We start from the raw sequence: 19,168 nt of genomic DNA, 5'->3' as shown, positions 1-19,168 counted from the left end.
CGTACCCTCATCCGCCCCTTCGGGGCACCTCGCTCCGCGCCCCGGCCCGGCGCAGCGCGCCGGGCGTTCAGGCGTGTGCGAGCCAATGGCCCGCAAGCAACACGCCTTCACCCCGAAGGGAGAAGGATCAGGCGCGCGCCAGCTTGCCCAGCCGATCCAGCAGCGCCACCCAGAACGCGGCCGGCAGTTCGGCCTGCAGCGGCACCGCGTAATGCCAGTCGTTGGCGAAGGCCCGGCACTTGACCGCGTCCTTCTCGGTCATCAGCACCGGCAACTCGCTGCCGAAGGACAGGTCCAATGCCTGGTAGCGATGGTGGTCGGCGAAGGCATGCGGCACCACGCCAATGCCGCGCGCACGCAGCATCTGGAAGAAGCGCTGCGGGTGGGCGATGCCGGCCACCGCATGCACGCGCAGCCCGGCGAAGCCCTGCAGCGGCCGCTCGCGGCCGCCGCGCAACGGGCGCGCGGCGTCGATGCGCAGCCGCATCGCCCATTCGCCGAAACCCGATGCCGCCGGGGCCTGCGCGTCGTCGCTGGCCTGGCCCAGATTGACCACGCGGAAATCGCAGTCGGCCGCGCGCGCCACCGGCTCGCGCAGCGGCCCGGCCGGCATCGGTCGGCCGTTGCCGTAGCGGCGCTGCGCATCGACCACCTCGATCTCGATGTCGCGCGCCAGCCGGTAATGCTGCAGGCCGTCGTCGCAGACCACCACGTCGCAACCTGCTTCCAGCAGCGCTTTGGCGGCGGCGACGCGGTCCTTGTCCACGCGCACCGGCACGCCGGTCTTCCACGCGATCAGCACCGGCTCGTCGCCGCCCAGTTCCGGCGCCAGCTCCGGGGTGATCCAGCGCGCGATGCCGGCGTCGTCGCGGCCGTAGCCGCGGCTGGCCACGCCCGGCTTCCAGCCGGCCGCGCGCAGGCGTTCGACCAGTTCGATGGTCAACGGCGTCTTGCCGGTACCGCCGGCGGTGATGTTGCCGACCACGATCACCGGCACCGGCACCTGCCGGCTACGCAGCCAACCGCGCCGGTACAGGCCGCGGCGCAGGCCGGCGACGGCGCCGTACAGCGGCGCCAGCAGCCGCGCGGGCAACGGTACCGGCGCGCCGTCGTACCACCACGCCGGCGTCTGCGTCCCTTTTCCTGCCATCACTCCTGCCTTTCCCGGAACTGCATGCGGTACAGGTGCTCGTACAGCCCGCCCAGCGCCAGCAGCTCCCGGTGCGTGCCGCGCTCGACGATGCGCCCCTGGTCCATCACCAGCACCTGGTCGGCATGCTCGATGGTGGACAGGCGATGGGCGATGACCAGCGTGGTGCGGTCCGGCATCAGCTTCTGCAATGCCTCCTGCACCAGCCGTTCGGATTCGTTGTCCAGCGCCGCGGTGGCCTCGTCGAGGATCAGCACCGGCGCGTCCTTGAGCATCGCCCGCGCGATCGCCAGGCGCTGGCGCTGGCCACCGGACAGGCGCCCGCCCTTGGGCCCGACCGACGCGTCCACGCCCTGCGGCAGCTGCTCGACGAATTCGCGCGCATTGGCGTTGTCGATGGCCTGCTGCAGCTGCCCCGCGCTGCGATCCTGCAGCTCGCCGTAGGCGATGTTCTCGGCGACGCTGCCGTCGAACAGCACCACCTGCTGCCCGACCAGCGCGATCTGCCGGCGCAGGTCGGCCAGCCGGTAGTCCTGCAGCGGGTGGCCGTCGAGCAGGATCTGCCCGGATTCCGGCTCGTAGAAGCGCGGGATCAGCTTGATCAACGTGGACTTGCCGCTGCCGGAGCGGCCGACGATGGCCGTCACCGTGCCCGGGTGCGCGACGAAGCTGACGTCCTCCAGCGCCGGCTGCGCCTGCTCCGGGTAGCGCGCGGTGACGTGGCGGAATTCCAGCACGCCCTCGGCCCGCGCCAGTGCGTGGGTGCCGCCATCCGGCTCGTCCTCGGCATCGAGCACGAGGAACAGGCGCTGCGCCGAGGCGATGCCGCGCTGGGTCATGTTCTGCACGTTGGTCAACTGCTTGAGCGCGGGGATGATCGCCATCATCGCCATCATCAGGCCGACGAAATCACCCACGGTCAGGCGCCCGGCGGCGGCCTCATGGCCGGCGATCAGCAGCAGTGCCGCCAACCCCACCGAGCCGATCAGCTGCACCATCGCCGAGGAAATGCTGCGGGTGGCCTCCACCTTCATCGCCAGCTTCAGGTTGGTGTTGGCCAGTACCGAATAACGCTCCAGTTCACTGCGCTGGGCGCCATATACCTTCACTTCCTGGTTCGCCGACAGCGTCTGGTCGGCGGACTGCAGCAATTCCGCGCCGCTTTCCTGGATGCGGTGGCTGATCCGGCGGTAGCGCTTGGCGACCTTGTTCATCACCCATGCCAGCGGCGGCGCCAGCACGAAGATCGCCAGCGTCACTTGCCAGCTCAGGTACAGCATCACCAGCAGCGAGCCCAGCGCCTGCAGCGATTGCTGCAGCACCACCTTCATCGCGTCCACCGCGGCCTGCGCCACCTGGTCGCTGTCCGAGCCCAGCCGCACCAGCATCGACGGCACCGGCTCGGCATCGAAGCGCTGCCCCGGCAGGCGCAGGTACTTGTCGAGCACGCGCACCCGCAGGTCGCGGGCGATGCTGCGCGCGGCCTTGCCCATGCCGATGTCGGTCAGGTAGCCGGCCACACCGCGCAGCAGGAACAGGCCGACGATGGCCACCGGCATCCACAGGTTGATGTCTTGCGGGTTCACCAGGCTGTTGGTGACCGGGCTCATCATCGCCACGAAATAGCTGCCCGCGCCCGCCTCGACCAGCATGCCCAGCCCGGCCAGCACCAGCAGGCCGCGATAGGGGCGCGCGAAGCCGAGCAGGCGCCGGTAGATCCGCCACGCGCTCTCGCTGGTGTTCATCGCTGCACGTCCGGCGCGGTGGCGATGGCGATGCGGCGGAAACCGAGCTGGCCCAGCGCATCCTGCACCGTCACCACCGCCTGGTAGGGCGTGCGCGCGTCGGCGCGCAGCAATACGGTCTGCTCGCGATCATCGCCGGCCACCTGCACGATGGTGCGCTTGACCGATTCGACGTCGTTGCGCAGCACTTCCTGGTCGTTGATGAAATAGCGGCCCTCGGCATTGACCAGCACGCTCAATGCGCGCGGCGGCTCGCTGTTCTGCTGCTGGCTGGCCGTGGGCAGCTGCACCTGCAGGGTCGAGCGCGCATCGAAGGTGGTGGTGACCACGAAGAAGATGATAAGCACCAGGATCACGTCGATCAGCGGCACCAGATCGATGTGCGGTTCGTCCTGGGCACGGTCGTTGCGGATGCGCATGCCGGGTCAGGCCTTGGCCGGTGCCGTCGCCTGCGCCGCCTTGCGGCCGGCGGCCATCACCGCCGGACGGCCGTCGAGCGTGTCCAGCAACGCGCTTGCCTCGTGTTCCATCTCGATCACGTAGCCGTCGATGCGCCCGCGGAAATAACGATGAAACATCAGCGCGGGGATCGCCACGATCATGCCGGTGGCGGTGCACACCAGCGCCTTGCCGATGCCGCCGGCCAGTTGGTTCACGTCGCCCACGCCGTGGTCGAGGATGCCCAGGAACATCTGGATCATGCCGATCACCGTGCCCAGCAGACCCAGCAGCGGCCCGGCCGAGGCGATGGTGCCCAGCGCGTTCAGGTAGCGGCTCATGCGGTGGACCAAGTGGCGGCCGGCGTCCTCGATGCGCTCACGCAGCTGGTCGCGTGGGCGGTTGCGGGCTTCCAGCGCCGCGGCCAGCAGGGCGCCCAGCGGCGAATTGGCGCGCAGCGATTCGATGTGGGACGCGTCGAGCTTGCCGCGCGCGGCCCAGTTGCGCACCTCCTGCCCCAGCCCCGGCGGCAGCACCTCGTTGCGGCGCAGGCTCCAGAAACGCTCCAGGACAATCGCCAAAGCCAGCACGCCCAGCAGCAGCAGCGGCACCATCGGCCAACCGCCGGCCTTGACCAGTTCCCACACGTTTCAACCCTCCGGCGCCGAGGCCGCCTGTTCGTCGGCCGATAGGATAGCAGCCGCCCGTTCCCGCCCGGCGGCGTCCCACGAACGGCGGCGCCAGACCCGGCGTTCGCGCAGTTGCAGGCCTTCCCTGCCCAGCCAGACCCTGACCATGCCGCTGTCGGCGGTGACCAGCACCTCTGCACCGGAACGCCGCCAGCGCTCGACCACCTCCGGCCGCGGATGACCGAACCGGTTGCGGTGGCCGGCCGATACCAGTACCAGCTGCGCCCGCGTGGCGGCCACGAACGCCGGCTGTGACGAGCCGCCGCTGCCGTGGTGCGGCGCCAGCACCACGTCGGCACGCAGCTGCCCGCGCTGGCGCTTGGCCAACCCGTCCTCGATGACCTCGCCGATGTCCCCGGTCAGCAACACCGCGCCGTATTGCGACTGCACCCGCAGCACGCAGCTGGATTCGTTGCGCAGGTAGGGGAAACCGGCATGCGGATGCAGGAACTCGAAACGGACACCCTCCCATTGCCAGCCCTGCCCGGCCACGCAGGCCTCCATCGCTAGTGCCGATGGCATCCCCGGTGGCGCATAACGGGCCGCCGCCGGCAGCGCGGCGACCACCGCTGCCGCACCGCCGGCATGGTCGTTGTCGCCGTGGCTGACGACCAGCGCATCGAGCCGCCCCACGCCCAACGCGTGCAAGGCCGGCACCACCACGCGTTCGCCGGCATCGAAGCCGTCGCGCACCGCCGGCCCGGCATCGTAGAGCAGGCGGTGCCCGGCGGTACGCACCAGCACCGACAACCCCTGCCCGACGTCGAACAACACCAGTTCGACCTCTCCCCGCCGCGGCAACTCCTGTCGCGGCCACAGCAACGGCAGCCACAGCAGCAATGCCAGCGGCTTGCCGGGAATCCCGCGCGGAAGCAGCAGCCACAGCGCCCCGGCCAGTGCCAGCGGCAATGCGAACCCGCGTGCCTCCGGCAGCCACCACAATGCAAAACGGCTTTCCGCCAACCACGACAGCGGCGCCATGCTCAGCTCGAAACACCAGGCCGAGGCCTGCCACGGCCACAACCCGGCACCGGGGCAGAGCGCCTCCAGGCCGGTACCCAGCAGTGCCAACGGCACCACCACCAGGCTCCACCACGGTATCGCCAACAGGTTGGCCACTGGCCCGGCCAGCGAGGCCTGGTCGAACAGCATCGCGGTGAATGGCAGCAGGCCCACCGTCGCCACCATCTGCGCCGACAGGAAACCACGCAGCCAATGCAGCCGCCCCGGCAGGCACCAGACCAGCCAGGCCACGCCGGCAAAGCTCAACCAGAAGCCGGCCATCAGCACCGACAGCGGGTCCCACGCCAACACCGCAAGCGCGGCCAGCGCCAACGCCCCGGCGACACTGCCGGGGCGCCGCCCCAACCGTGCCAGTACCACCACCGCGATCATCAGCACCGTGCGCACCGTCGGCAGCGCGAAACCGGCGACCGCCGCGTAGCCCATCGCCCCGCACAGCGCGGCCAGGGCAGCGGCATGCGGGCGCGGGCAATACCGCCCCAGCCACGGCAGCAGGCGCCACACGCCGCCCGCCAGCAGCGCGACGAAGCCGGCGACCATGCCGACATGGAAACCGGAGATGGCGATCAGGTGGGTCAGCCCAGTGGCCCGCAGCATCTGCCAGTCGGCATCGTCCAAGCCGCGGGTATCACCCACAGCCAGGGCCTGCACATATCGCACCGATGGCCGGCCGACCGCTTCACCGATCCGCGCCGCCATCCGCTCGCGCCACGCCTGCAGCCCGGACGATGCGGCCAGCCGCCGCGCCGTCTCCGCCCGCACCAGCCCGCTGGCGGCGATCCGCTGCGCCAGCGCATGCCGTTCGGCATCGAAACCACCGGGGTTGGCCAGCCCGCGCGGCGCACGCAGCCGCAGCGTGAAATGCCAGCGCGCGCCTGCCTCCAGTTGCATCCGCGGCCCCGCCTGCGTGGCGGAAAAGTCGTCGTACCAAGCCAGTTGCAGCTGCCTCCCACGCAGCGCGTGATGCTGCCCGGCCACGTCATCGACATGGAAGCGGAAGCGCGTGCGCCGCGGTTCGACCTCCGGTAGCGAGACCACCGTACCGACGACGGCGATTTCGCTGCCTTCCAGTTGGTACGGCAACTGCGCGTCCAGCGCCCAGCCGGCATGCAGCGCGGCCCAGCCGGCGCCGGCGAGCAACGCGCCGGACCAGCGCCACCGGCGCATGCGCCGCCATGCGCACACGCCGAACAGCAGCAGGCCCCAACGCAGCCAGCCCGGCGGCAGCACGGGCGCCCACAGCGCGAGGCAGACCCCGGCAGTGAAACCCGCGGCCACCGCCTTGCCAAATGCCGGCAAAGCCTGCGTTTGCGTCCACCCCCATCGCAGCCATCCGACCACGCCCGCCGACTCCATTCCAGATCGGCACCATCCTGTGCGGCGCCGCACCGAGGCAGCCATCAGGCAAGGTCGATGCGCAACATGGGGGAAATCCGGCCCCATGTGGATGCAGGGCTTGCCCCGCATGCCGCTTGCCGGGAATGCGCGGGAAAGCCCGTGCCGGGCAAGCCCGGCACCTACGTGGCATCAGGGAGATGAAACAAAAGAAAAGCGGGCACGAGGCCCGCTTTCCCGGTATGGAGCTGGAGGATGCCCGGCTTATTCGGCCGAAACGCCCTCGCCTTCTTCCACGGCCTTCATCGACAGGCGGATGCGGCCCTGCTTGTCCACTTCCAGCACCTTGACCTTGACCACGTCGCCTTCCTTCAGCTTGTCGCCGACCTTCTCCACGCGCTCGGAAGAAATCTGCGAGACGTGCACCAGGCCGTCCTTGCCCGGCAGGATGGTGACGAACGCGCCGAAGTCCATGATCTTGGCGACCTTGCCTTCGTAGATGCGGCCCGGCTCGACGTCCGAGGTGATCTGCTCGATGCGGCGCTTGGCTTCCTGCGCGGCGGCGTTGTTGACCGAGGCGATGGTGATGGTGCCGTCGTCCTGGATGTCGATCTGGGTACCGGTCTCCTTGGTGATCGCCTGGATCACCGAACCACCCTTGCCGATCACTTCGCGGATCTTGTCCGGGTGGATCTTGATGGTCAGCAGGCGCGGCGCGTAGTCGGAAAGCTCCTCGCGCGGCGCGGTCAGCGCCTTGGCCATCTCGCCGAGGATGTGCAGGCGGCCGGCCCTGGCCTGCTGCAGCGCCTGCTTCATGATCTCTTCGGTGATGCCTTCGATCTTGATGTCCATCTGCAGCGCGGACACGCCTTCGGAGGTACCGGCGACCTTGAAGTCCATGTCGCCCAGGTGGTCTTCGTCACCCAGGATGTCCGACAGCACGACGAACTTGTCTCCTTCCTTGACCAGGCCCATCGCGATGCCCGCCACCGGCGCCTTGACCGGCACGCCGGCATCCATCAGCGCCAGCGAGGAGCCGCACACCGAGGCCATCGACGAGGAGCCGTTGGATTCGGTGATTTCCGACACCACGCGGATGGTGTACGGGAACTCTTCCAGACTCGGCATCACCGCCAGCACGCCGCGCTTGGCGAGGCGGCCGTGGCCGATCTCGCGACGCTTCGGGCCCATCATGCGGCCGCACTCACCAACCGAGTAGGGCGGGAAGTTGTAGTGGAACAGGAAGTTTTCCTTGTACTCGCCGGCAACGGCGTCGATGATCTGGCCATCGCGGGCGGTGCCCAGCGTGGTCACCACGATCGCCTGGGTTTCGCCGCGGGTGAACAGCGCCGAGCCGTGGGTGCGCGGCAGCACGCCGGCCTTCACGCTGATCGGGCGCACGGTGTCCAGCGCGCGGCCGTCGATGCGGACCTTGGTGTCCAGCACCGAGTCGCGCATGGTGTGGTATTCCAGCTCGCCGAATTCCTTCGACAGCTCGGCCTTGTCCCAGCCCTCGGCCTCGACGCGGCCAGCCAGCTGCTCGATCACGTCCTTCTTGATCGCCGAGATGGCGTCGCGGCGCTGCAGCTTGTCGCGCACCTGGAAGGCTTCTGCCAGCTTGGTGCCGACGGCTTCCTTCAGCGCGGAGATCAGCGCGTCGTTCTTGGCCGGGGCGACCCAGTCGCTCGGCTTGGTGCCGGCTTCGACGGTCAGCTCGTTGATCGCGTTGATGACCTTCTGCATCTCGCGGTGGCCGAAGGTGACCGCACCCAGCATCACCTCCTCGGACAGCAGCGCGGCCTCGGACTCGACCATCAGCACGGCGTTGGCGGTACCGGCGACGACCAGCTCCAGCTGCGATTCCTTCAGCTCCGACACGGTCGGGTTGAGGATGTACTCGCCGTTCTTGTAGCCGACCTTGGCGGCGCCGATCGGGCCCTTGAACGGGGTGCCAGCCAGCGACAGGGCGGCCGAAGCACCGATCAGCGCGGCGATGTCGCCGTCGATGTCCGGGTTCAGCGACATCACCGTGGCGATGATCTGCACTTCGTTCTTGTAGTCGTCCGGGAACAGCGGGCGGATCGGGCGGTCGATCAGGCGCGAGATCAGCGTTTCCTTCTCCGTGGCGCGGCCTTCGCGCTTGAAGAAGCCACCCGGGATACGGCCACCGGCGTAGAACTTCTCCTGGTAATCGACGGTCAGCGGGAAGAAGTCCTGGCCCTCACGCGCGCTCTTGGCGGCGACGGCGGAGACCAGCAGTACGGTGTCGTCCATCTTGACGATGACCGCGCCGCTGGCCTGGCGGGCGACTTCGCCGGTTTCGAGCGTGACGGTGTGCTTGCCGTACTGGAAGGTTTTGGTGATTTTTGCCACGGAGGGTGTCCTTGGGGATGCTGTCTGCGAATGGACCGCCTGCGGCCCTTGCCGGTCGGCGGGTGGCCGGTCATCCCGGCCGCTGGGTACTTCGATGCTGCAAAAACAAAACCGCGGCGCATCGCTGCGCCGCGGCGGGAGAGCTGCTTAGCGGCGCAGGCCAAGCTTCTCGATCAGGGCCTTGTAACGCTCGACGTCCTTCTTCTTCAGGTAGTCGAGCAGGCTGCGGCGGCGGTTGACCAGCTGCAGCAGGCCGCGGCGGCTGTGGTGGTCCTTCTTGTGGACCTTGAAATGCTCGGTCAGCTGGCCGATGCGGGCGGTCAGCAGGGCCACCTGGACTTCCGGCGAACCGGTGTCGTTGGCGCCGCGCTTGTTGTTTTCAATGACGCTCTGGGTGTCGATCGACATGGTGTTTTTCTCTTGGATGCGTGGCCGGCAGGAACGTGCTGATGACGCACCGCGCAGCTCGCCGTTTACGGGGATATCGGAAGATGGCCCGCTGCGGGCAGGCCGGTGCCCGTCGAAGGGCCGCAAAATTGTAGCGACCCGGCGCACCCGCCACAAGGAGCGGGGCCGCCGGCGCCATTCAGGCAGGGTACTCAGGCGTTGAAGCGGCGCTGCGGCGCCAGCAGCCCGGCCGCGTCCACCTGGCCCAGGCCGAGCGCCCGCTGCGGGTCGAACACCACCACCTGCCCCTGCGGCCAGGCCGGGTTGCGCAGGCGCTGGCCCATGTTGAAGCGGGTGGCCTGCCCGGCGTCGAGGTCGACCCGGCTGAAATGGCCCAGCCCGGCCTCCAGCGGCAGCAGCCACTGCAGCAGGGCCACATCGTCGCCACTTTCGGCCACGGCGCGCAGCGCGTCCAGGCCGATCATCCGCGGCGACCGGAACGGTTCCACCCACAGCCGGCGCAGCTCGGTGATGTGCGCGCCGCAGCCGAGTGCTTCGCCCAGGTCGCGGGCCAGGCTGCGGATGTAGGTGCCCGAGCCGCAGGTCACGCGCAGGCGCAGGCGCTCCGGCTGCCGCTCCAGCACCTCGATGGCCTGCACGTGCACCTCGCGCTCCGGCGCCTCGATGGCCTCGCCGCGGCGCGCCTTCACGTACAGCGGCTCGCCGCCCTGCTTCAGCGCCGAATAGATCGGCGCGCGCTGGCGGATGTGGCCGGTCAGCGCGTCCAGCGCCCGTTGCAGGGTCGCCGCGTCGATCGCCGGCACTGGCCGCTGCAACAGCACCGCGCCATCGGCGTCGTCGGTGTCGGTGGTCGCGCCCAGCGCGATGTCGGCATCGTAGGCCTTGGCCGAGCCGAGCAGCAGGCCGGCGATCTTGGTCGCCTCGCCGAAGCACAGCGGCAGCAGGCCGGTGGCCAGCGGGTCGAGGCTGCCGGTATGCCCGCCCTTCTCCGCACGGAACAGGCGCCGCGCCACCTGCAGGGCGGTGTTGGAGCTCATGCCGGCGGGCTTGTCGAGCAGGACGATGCCGTCCAGGCGGCGGAATTGGATACGGGGACGCATGGGAACCCTTGTCGGGCCGGCCACGGCGGGACACCACCGTGGTCAGCGGATATCGGGAGGATCGGCCGGATACCAGAACAGCCCTCGCGGGCTGCCTCGGCTTCTACTCTTCGTCGGCCTCGGGCTGTGCCGGCTGCGCATCGGGCAGGTCGCGCAGCAGGTTGTCGATGCGCTCGCCGCGATCGACCGAGTCGTCGTAATGGAAATGCAGTTCCGGCACGTGCCGCAGCTTCATCGCCCGGGCCAGGCCGGTGCGCAGTTCGCCGGCCAGCTCGCGCAGGCCCTTGACCGCCTCGGCCGAACGCTCCGGCATCAGCGCGGTGACGAACACCTTGGCATGGGCCATGTCGCGGGTGACCTCCACGTCCGAAACGCTGACCGACGGCAACCCGTGCTCGCGCACCATGGCATGCACCAGCGTGCCCAGATCGCGGCGGATCTGCGCGGAAACTCGGTCGGTACGGTGGAAGGTCTTGGGCACGGAATCTCGCTCGTCTGGTTGCTGCGTCGGGAAGCGCGGCCGGCCCGCACGACGCGGGCCGGCCGGTGTTGCCTGTTACAGGGTGCGCGGCACTTCGATGCGCTCGAAGCACTCGATCTGGTCGCCGGCCTTGACGTCGTTGTAGGCCTTCACGCCGATGCCGCACTCGGTGCCGTTGCGCACCTCGTCCACGTTCTCCTTGAAGCGGCGCAGCGATTCCAGTTCGCCCTCGAACACCACCACGCTGTCGCGCAGCACGCGGATCGGCTTGTTGCGCTTGACCACGCCCTCCACGACCATGCAGCCGGCCACGGCGCCGAGCTTGGAGCTGCGGAACACGTCGCGGACCTCGGCGATGCCGATGATCTCCTCGCGGATTTCCACGCCCAGCAGGCCCGAAGCCACCTGCTTCACCTGGTCGATCACGTCATAGATGATCGAGAAGTAACGCAGGTCGACGCCATTGGATTCGATGATGCGCCGCGCCGAGGCGTCCGCACGCACGTTGAAGCCGATGACCGTGGCCTTGGAGGCGACCGCCGAGTTGGCGTCCGATTCGGTGATGCCGCCCACGCCGGAGTGGATCACGTTGATGCGGATGTCGTCGTTGGACAAGCCCACCAGCGACTGGCACAGCGCCTGCACCGAGCCCTGGACGTCGGCCTTGATCAGCAGGTTCAGCACCTGCTGGCCATCGCCCTTGCCCAGCTGCGCCATGATGTCTTCCATGCGGCTGCCCGCGCTGGCGACCAGGCGCGATTCGCGGCGCTTGGTCTCGCGCTGCTGCGCCACGTCCTTGGCCAGGCGCTCGTCCTCGACGACCACGAAGTCATCGCCCGCATCCGGCACGCCGGACAGGCCCAGCACCTGCACCGGGATCGACGGGCCGGCCTCGGCCACCTGGCTGCCGGTTTCGTCGAACAGCGCGCGCACGCGGCCGTACTGGATGCCGCACACCAGGTAGTCGCCCTTCTTGAGCTGGCCCTGCTGCACCAGCACCGTCGCCACCGGGCCGCGGCCCTTGTCCAGCGCGGACTCGATGACCACGCCGGCGGCACGGCCTTCGGCCACCGCCTTCAGCTCCAGCACTTCGGCCTGCAGCGAAATCGCGTCCAGCAGGTCGTCGATGCCCTGGCCGGTCTTGGCCGAGATCTCCACCATCTGGATGTCGCCACCGAACTCCTCGGCCACGACCTGCTCGGCGAGCAGTTCGTTCTTGACCCGCATCGGGTCGGCCGAGGACTTGTCGATCTTGTTGATCGCCACCACGATCGGCGCGTTCGCGGCGCGGGCGTGCTGGATGGCTTCCTTGGTCTGCGGCATGACGCCGTCGTCGGCGGCCACCACCACCACCACCACGTCGGTCAGCTGCGCGCCGCGGGCGCGCATCGAGGTGAACGCGGCATGGCCGGGGGTGTCGAGGAAGCTGATCACGCCCTTCGGCGTGGTCACGTGGTAGGCACCGATGTGCTGGGTGATGCCGCCGGCCTCGCCGGTGGCGACCTTGGTGCGGCGGATGTAGTCCAGCAGCGAGGTCTTGCCGTGGTCGACGTGGCCCATGATGGTGACCACCGGCGGACGCGACACCGCGTCGCCCTGGTTGGCATCGGTCATGGCCAGCAGCGCGTCTTCGGCGTCGTTGTTGTCGGCGCGCACGGCCTTGTGGCCCAGCTCCTCGGTCACCAGCACCGCGGTGTCGTGGTCGATGGACTGGGTGATGGTGGCCATCACGCCCATCTTGAACAGCGCCTTGACCACCTCGCCGCCCTTCAGCGCCAGCTTCTGCGCCAGGTCGGCCACGGTGACGGTCTCGCCGATGGCGACCTCGCGCACCACCGGTGCGGTCGGACGCTCGAAGCCGTGGCTGCCGCCACCGCCGCGCGACTGCTCGGAGCCGCGGCGGCCATGCTGCGGGCGCCCGCCCGGGCGGCCGCGCGTGTTGCCGTTGTTGCTGCCGCGCCGGGCGCGGTCGGAGGCCGACAGGTGCAGCTGGCCACCGAAACGGCCGTTGTCATCGCCCGCCGCGCCGCGGGCACGGCTGCCCGGCTTGGCGTGCGAGGAAGGACGTTCGGCGGCGCGGCTCGGCGGCGGCGCATGGCGCACGCTCCTGGCCGCCGGTTCGTCGCCCTCGTCCACCGCCGCCGGGGCGCTGGCGGCCTGCGCCGCGGCCTCGGCGGCCTTCTGCTCGGCCTCGGCGCGCAGGCGCTCGGCCTCTTCGGCCGCCTTCTGCCGGGCGGCTTCCTCGGCGCGCGCGCGGTCCTTCTCGGCCAGCATGCGCTGCTCGTCAAGGTTGCGCTGGCGCGACTCCTCGAGCTTGCGCAGGATTTCCTCGCGCTCGGCGCTGGGGTCCACCACCGGCGCGCCGGCGCCGCTGCCCGGCTTGACGTAGGTGCGCTTCTGGCGCACCTCGACATTCACCGTGGCCTTGCTGCGGCCGGTGCTGACGGTCACTTCCTGCTGCGTGCGGCGGCTCAGGGTGATCTTCTTCGGCGCGGCGTCGGCCTCGTCGGCAACCTGCTCGTCCTTGCCGTGGGAACGGCGAAGGAAACCGAGCAGCTTCACTTTCTCGGCGCTGGTCACGACCTGGTCGGGACCGCTGAACTTCATGCCGGCCTGGGCCAGCTGTTCCAGCAGTTTCTCCACCGGCGTGTTGACCAGTTGGGCGAGCTTGCGGATGGTGGTTTGCTGCGACATTCGGATCCTATGATCTTTTGGGCGCCCCCTCGACAGGTACGAAGGCAGCGCGGAGTCTACGCCCTGAGCGGCTCAGGGCACTGTTCATCGCTGGCTCATTCGCCGCGCTCCAGACGTGCCTGCGTGGCGATCATTCGCCACGCTCCAACCTGGCGATTTCTTCGGCGCGGGCGGCCAGGACCAGCGCCGCGGCGCGCTCCAGGTCCACGCCCTCGATGCCGAACTCGACGATCTCGTCGGCCGCCAGGTCCGACAGGTCCTCGCTGGTGCACACGCCATTGGCCGCCAGTGCATGCGCGGTGGCCTGGTCCATGCCCGGCAGCGCCAGCAGGTCGTCGGCCGGCGCGCCGTCGGCGCCCTCCTCCACCGCCAGCGCCTCGTTGAGCAGCGCGTCGCGGGCACGGGCACGCAGTTCCTCGACGATGTCCTCGTCGAAGCCCTCCACCGCCAGCAGCTCGCCGATCGGCACGTAGGCGATTTCCTCGACGGTGCTGAAGCCCTCGCTGACCAGGATGCCGGCGATTTCCTCGTCCACTTCCAGCTTGTCCATGAACAGCTGGCGGGCGACGGCCTGCTCGGCCTCGGACTTGGCGGTGACCTGGTCCTGGGTCATCACGTTGAGCTGCCAGCCGGTCAGGCGGCTGGCCAGACGCACGTTCTGCCCGCCCTTGCCGATGGCCTGGGCCAGCCGGTCCTCGGCCACGGCCAAGTCCATCGAATGCTTTTCTTCATCGACGATGATCGACTGCACCTCGGCCGGCGCCATCGCGTTGATGACGAAGTTGGCCGGGCTCTCGTTCCACAGCACGATGTCCACGCGCTCGCCGTTGAGCTCGTTGGACACGGCCTGCACGCGCGAGCCGCGCATGCCGATGCAGGCGCCGATCGGGTCGGTGCGGGTGTCGTGCGCCAGCACCGCGATCTTGGCGCGGTCGCCCGGGTCGCGGGCGCAGGCCTTGATCTCGACCAGCCCCTGGCCGACTTCCGGCACTTCCAGCTTGAACAGCTCGATCATGAACTCCGGCGCGGCGCGGCTGATGAACAGCTGCGGGCCGCGCGGCTCCGAGCGCACCTCGGCCAGGTAGCCGCGGACGCGGTCGCCGGCGCGCAGCACGTCGCGCGGGATGCCCTTGTCCTTGGGAATGAACGCCTCGGCGTTGCCGCCCAGGTCGACGTAGATGTTGCCGCGCTCGGCGCGCTTGACCACGCCGGTGACCAGCTCGCCGACGCGATCCTTCCACGCGTCCACGACCTGCTGGCGCTCGGCCTCGCGCACGCGCTGCACGATCACCTGCTTGGCGGCCTGCGCGGCGATGCGGCCGAAGTCCGGGTTCTCGATCTGCTCTTCGATGTAGTCGCCGACCTCGACGCCGTCGGCCTCGTCGACCGCGTCCATCAGGCGGATCTGCCGGTCCGGCGATTCCATCACCACGTCGTCGGCCACCACTTCCCAGCGGCGGAAGGTTTCGTAGCTGCCGTCCTTGTGGTCGATGGACACGCGCGCCAGCACGTCCTGGTCGGGGTAACGCTTCTTCGCCGCCGAGGCCAATGCGGCCTCGATCGCCTCGAAGATCACTTCGCGCGGCACGCCCTTCTCGTTGGCGACCGCGTCGACTACCAGCAAAAGTTCCTTGCTCATCGGCTTACTCCGCACGCGGCTTGCCGGCCGCGGTTTCGTTGTTGGATTTGTTGCCGGCCTTGCCGCCCTTGGGGGCCGGGCCAACGGGTTTGACGGGAGCCAGGCCGAGGGCGGCCCAGTCCGGAATGATGCGCGCCTTGTCGATGTTGTCGAAAGCGGCCACGAACGGCTTGCCGTCGACCTCGAAGGTCACCGTGCCCTGTGCATGGTCCACCGCGACGATCCCGCCCTGCAGGCGGCGGCGGTTTTCCTGCGGCAGCTTCAGGCCGACCTTGGCCGACTCGCCGAGGTGGCGCTCGAACTGCTCCAGCGTGAACAGCGGGCGGTCCACGCCCGGCGAGGACACTTCCAGCGTGTAGTTGCCGCTGATCGGGTCCTCCACGTCCAGCTGCGCGGAAACCTCGCGGCTGACCCGCTCGCAGTCGTCGATGTTGACCACGCGCTCGGGCTGCTCGGCCAGCGGCACGTCGATGTACAGGCGCAGCGTCGCGCCGCCCGGCGCCGGCAGATACTCCGCGCCCAGCAGATCCAGCCCCAGCGCCTGCACGGTGGGGCCCAGCAGATTCGCGATTTCAGTAGCCTTGTCGCTCACAGCCTGCTCTTGATTTCGGTAATGGGGAAAACGTGGAAGACCCGGCCGGACTTTTCGTTTTGCGGAAACAACAAAGGGCCCGACTGGGCCCTTTGTCCGGTATGAATCCGGTGACTGGATTCCGGTTGCAGGAACGGAAGCAAACGTTCCTGCGAGCCCAGATCGCGCCTTCGACAACGGATGTTGAAGAAGGCCGAAACTGGTAGCGGGGGCAGGATTTGAACCTGCGACCTTCGGGTTATGAGCCCGACGAGCTGCCAGACTGCTCCACCCCGCAGCAGAAGCGGAATTATGGGGCAATGTCGCCGATATTGCAAGCTTCATTGCCACATTGTTTCTCCCGAACCGGAAAGCTCCGGAGAAACACGGAAGGCCGGGACCTTCCGCCGGATCGCCTCCCGGCGACCCTCGGCAACCGCGGATCGCGCCGTTGCCGTCAACTCAGGGCGCGCATCTTACACGACGCGCACCGCTTTGTGTCCACTTCAGGACAAATGCGTGAACGCGGTACGCACCCATTCAGCCAACACGCCCAGGCCCAGCGGCAGCACCAGCAGGCCCACGCAGTTCACGCCCAGCACGATGCCCAGCACGCGGTCGTTGTGGCGCGGCAGCGGCTCGCCGACCGGCTCGTCGAAGTACATCACCTTGACCACGCGCAGGTAGTAGAAGCAGCCCACCACCGCGCTGATCACGCCGAGGATCGCCAGCCACAGCAGGCCGCCGTGGATCGTCGCGCCCAGTACCGCCAGCTTGGCCCAGAAGCCGAGGAACGGCGGGATGCCGGCCAGCGAGAACATCGCGCACAGCATCAGTCCGGCCATCCACGGATTGCGCGCGTTCAGGCCCTTGAAATCCTCGATGTTCTCGGCCTCGAAGCCGGCACGCGACAGCGCGATGATCACGCCGAACGCGGCGGTGGACATCAGCGCGTAGGCCATCGCGTAGAACATCGCCGCCGAGTAGCCCTGCGCGCCGCCGCCGGCGATGCCCATCAGCAGGAAGCCGATGTGCGAGACGGTCGAATAGGCCAGCATGCGCTTGAGGTTGGTCTGCGCGATCGCCATCAGGTTGCCGACCACCAGCGACAGCGCCGACAGCCCGGCCAGCACGTACTGCAGCTCGGCCGACAACGGGCCGACGCCGGCCTCCAGCAGGCGGTAGGCCATGCCGAACGCAGCCAGTTTCGGTGCCGAGCTGATGAACAGCGCGATCGGCGCCGGCGCGCCCTGGTAGACGTCCGGCAGCCACATGTGGAACGGTGCCGCGCCGAGCTTGAAGGCCACGCCGGCGACCATGAACACCGCGCCGGTCAACAACAGCAGGCGCTCGTCCGAATGCACGGCGGCCGCGCGGATCGCGTCCAGGTGCAGCGAGCCGGTGGCGCCGTAGACCAGCGACATGCCGTACAGCAGCAGGCCCGAGGCCAGCGAACCGAGCACGATGTACTTCATGCCGGCTTCGGCGGCCAGCTTGTTCTCGCGGTTGCTGGCGACCAGCGCGTAGGAGCTCAGCGCCAGCAGTTCCAGGCCCAGGTAGACCATCAGCAGGCTGCCAGCCGAGACCAGCACCATCATGCCGGCGCAGGCGAACAGCAACAGCACCGCGATCTCGCCCTGGTACTGGTTGCGCTCGCGCAGGTAGCTCCAGCCATACAGCAGGGTCAGGCCGGTGACCAGCACCACCACGATCTTCATCGCATCGGCGGCGGCGTCGCGGATGAACATGCCCTGGAACACCTCGCCCTGCCCGCCCACGCCGCCCAGCAGCAGCGCGAAGGCGACGACGAGGACGGCGACCGACAGGAAGTGGGTCCAGACCTTGTGCCGCTGGCTGATGAACAGGTCGAGGATCAGCAGGGCGAAGGCACCGCCGACCACCACCAGTTCGGGCAGCAACGGCGGAAGGTCGGCGGCGGTCAACGGCAGGAGCGTCGGCGTGGTCATCATCAAATCCTGGAATCAATACTCTCGACGGGGCCGCTTACAGCAGCTTGCTCGAAGCGATCTGCATCGCCAGCTTGGCGATGGACGGCTCCATCAGTTCGGTCAGCGGCCGCGGGTAGAAGCCCAGCACCAGGGTGCCGACGGCGAACACGCCCAGCACCAGCCACTCGCGGCCGTTGATGTCCTTCATTTCGGCCACGTGCGCATTGCCCACCTCACCGAAGAACACGCGCTTGTACAGCCACAGCGAATAGCCGGCGCCGATGATCAGCGTGGTCGCCGCGCCGAAGGCCGCCAGCGGATGCCACTGGAAGCTGGCCAGCACCACCATGAATTCGCCGACGAAGCCGCTGGTGCCCGGCAGGCCCGAGTTGGCCATGAAGAACAGCAACGCGAACGCGGCGAACCACGGCATCACGTTGACCACGCCGCCGTAGTCGGCGATGCGGCGGGTGTGCAGGCGGTCATAGAGCACGCCGATGCAGGTGAACATCGCGCCGGAGACGAAGCCGTGCGACACCATCTGCACCATCGCGCCCTGCAGGCCCAGCCGCGCGGCGTCGCTGTTGCCGGCCTCGCGCACCAGCCACAGGGCGATGAAGGTGCCCAAGGTCACGAAGCCCATGTGCGCGATCGACGAATAGGCGACCAGCTTCTTCATGTCGTCCTGCACCAGCGCCACCAGGCCGACGTAGATCACCGCCACCAGCGACAGCGCGATCACCAGCCAGGCCCACTCATGGCTGGCGTCGGGCACGATCGGCAGGTTGAAGCGCAGGAAGCCGTAGCCGCCGATCTTCAGCGCGATCGCGGCCAGGATCACCGAGCCGGCGGTCGGCGCCTCCACGTGCGCGTCCGGCAGCCAGGTGTGCACCGGGAACATCGGCACCTTGACCGCGAAGGCGATCAGGAACGCGAAGAAGATCCAGGTCTGCTCCTTGGCCGACAGCTGCAGCTGGTACAGGTCGGCCAGCTGGAAGCTGCCGCCCTTCATGTACAGGTAGACCAGCGCCACCAGCATCAGCACCGAGCCGAGGAAGGTGTAAAGGAAGAACTTGATCGCCGCGTAGATGCGGCGCGGGCCGCCCCAGACGCCGATGATCAGGAACATCGGGATCAGCATCGCCTCGAAGAACACGTAGAACAGCATCGCGTCGGTGGCGGCGAAGATGCCCACGGTGACGCCTTCCAGGATCAGGAAGGCGGCGACGTACTGGTTGACGCGCTTGTTGATCACGCCCCAGGCGCCGATCAGCACCAGCACGCCCACCAGCGTGGTCAGCAGCACCAGCGCGATGGCGATGCCGTCAACGGCCAGGTTGTAGCCGATGCCGAAGGCCGGGATCCATGGCCGCTGCTCGACGAACTGCATCACCTCGGCGGCGCCGCGGTCGTAGCCGGTGAGCAGGCCGATGCTCAGCAGGAAGGTGAGCAGTGCCACCGCCAGCGACGCCCAGCGGGCGGCCTGGGCGTTGCGCACGGCAAGGATCAACGCACCGCCGAGGATCGGCAGCCAGATGAGGAGACTAAGCAGGGGCCAGTTCGACACGTTTTC

At 68.7% G+C, this 19,168-nt stretch carries 13 protein-coding genes, 1 tRNA gene and 1 pseudogene; all 15 read right to left on the bottom strand.

What is annotated here, in order from left to right; translation table 11 throughout:
• Positions 1 to 127: 127 nt before the first annotated feature.
• Positions 128 to 1,150, bottom strand: a complete 1,023-nt coding sequence (lpxK, locus tag ABB34_RS07865) for a tetraacyldisaccharide 4'-kinase (RefSeq protein WP_057640751.1) — start codon at positions 1,148 to 1,150, stop codon at positions 128 to 130.
• Positions 1,150 to 2,895 (bottom strand): lipid A export permease/ATP-binding protein MsbA, encoded by a 1,746-nt coding sequence (msbA, locus tag ABB34_RS07860; RefSeq protein ID WP_057640749.1) that lies wholly within the window; start codon positions 2,893 to 2,895, stop codon positions 1,150 to 1,152. Before msbA ends, lpxK begins: the two co-directional genes overlap by 1 nt.
• Complete coding sequence (locus ABB34_RS07855) at positions 2,892 to 3,314, bottom strand: ExbD/TolR family protein (RefSeq protein WP_057640747.1); 423 nt, start codon at positions 3,312 to 3,314, stop codon at positions 2,892 to 2,894. The genes msbA and ABB34_RS07855 overlap by 4 nt, the downstream gene beginning before the upstream one ends.
• Positions 3,315 to 3,320: 6 nt before the next feature.
• Positions 3,321 to 3,980, bottom strand: a complete 660-nt coding sequence (locus tag ABB34_RS07850; protein ID WP_057640745.1) for a MotA/TolQ/ExbB proton channel family protein — start codon at positions 3,978 to 3,980, stop codon at positions 3,321 to 3,323.
• Positions 3,874 to 6,401, bottom strand: a pseudogene (locus ABB34_RS07845) (DNA internalization-related competence protein ComEC/Rec2); the annotation flags it as partial. The pseudogene ABB34_RS07845 and the gene ABB34_RS07850, both read right to left, overlap by 107 nt.
• 243 nt (positions 6,402 to 6,644) lie before the next feature.
• A complete protein-coding gene (gene pnp, locus ABB34_RS07840; protein ID WP_057640743.1) occupies positions 6,645 to 8,753 on the bottom strand; it encodes a polyribonucleotide nucleotidyltransferase in 2,109 nt (702 codons plus the stop codon).
• Positions 8,754 to 8,900: 147 nt separating this feature from the next.
• Positions 8,901 to 9,161 (bottom strand): 30S ribosomal protein S15, encoded by a 261-nt coding sequence (gene rpsO, locus ABB34_RS07835; RefSeq protein WP_057640742.1) that lies wholly within the window; start codon positions 9,159 to 9,161, stop codon positions 8,901 to 8,903.
• A gap of 191 nt (positions 9,162 to 9,352) precedes the next feature.
• Positions 9,353 to 10,261: a tRNA pseudouridine(55) synthase TruB gene (gene truB, locus ABB34_RS07830; RefSeq protein WP_057640740.1), complete on the bottom strand. Its 909-nt coding sequence runs from the start codon at positions 10,259 to 10,261 to the stop codon at positions 9,353 to 9,355.
• A gap of 103 nt (positions 10,262 to 10,364) precedes the next feature.
• Positions 10,365 to 10,742: a 30S ribosome-binding factor RbfA gene (gene rbfA / locus ABB34_RS07825; RefSeq protein ID WP_057640738.1), complete on the bottom strand. Its 378-nt coding sequence runs from the start codon at positions 10,740 to 10,742 to the stop codon at positions 10,365 to 10,367.
• A gap of 75 nt (positions 10,743 to 10,817) precedes the next feature.
• Entirely contained in the window at positions 10,818 to 13,436 is a 2,619-nt protein-coding gene (infB, locus tag ABB34_RS07820; RefSeq protein ID WP_057640736.1) for a translation initiation factor IF-2, read from the bottom strand.
• Between the two features lie 130 nt (positions 13,437 to 13,566).
• On the bottom strand, positions 13,567 to 15,075 hold the full coding sequence (gene nusA, locus ABB34_RS07815; protein ID WP_057640734.1) for a transcription termination factor NusA: 1,509 nt from the start codon (positions 15,073 to 15,075) through the stop codon (positions 13,567 to 13,569).
• 4 nt (positions 15,076 to 15,079) lie between these two features.
• A complete protein-coding gene (rimP, locus tag ABB34_RS07810) occupies positions 15,080 to 15,667 on the bottom strand; it encodes a ribosome maturation factor RimP (RefSeq protein WP_057640733.1) in 588 nt (195 codons plus the stop codon).
• A 200-nt stretch (positions 15,668 to 15,867) separates the two neighbouring features.
• Positions 15,868 to 15,944, bottom strand: a tRNA-Met gene (locus ABB34_RS07805).
• A gap of 208 nt (positions 15,945 to 16,152) precedes the next feature.
• The gene (nuoN, locus tag ABB34_RS07800) at positions 16,153 to 17,613 is read right to left on the bottom strand and encodes an NADH-quinone oxidoreductase subunit NuoN (protein WP_057640753.1); all 1,461 of its coding nucleotides are present in this window, start codon (positions 17,611 to 17,613) and stop codon (positions 16,153 to 16,155) included.
• Between the two features lie 37 nt (positions 17,614 to 17,650).
• Positions 17,651 to 19,162, bottom strand: coding sequence for an NADH-quinone oxidoreductase subunit M (locus tag ABB34_RS07795; protein WP_057640731.1), 1,512 nt, complete (start codon positions 19,160 to 19,162; stop codon positions 17,651 to 17,653).
• Positions 19,163 to 19,168: the final 6 nt, after the last annotated feature.

Source organism: Stenotrophomonas daejeonensis, assembly GCF_001431505.1.
Lineage (GTDB): Bacteria > Pseudomonadota > Gammaproteobacteria > Xanthomonadales > Xanthomonadaceae > Stenotrophomonas > Stenotrophomonas daejeonensis.
This window is presented reverse-complemented; position numbering and strand designations above follow the sequence as displayed.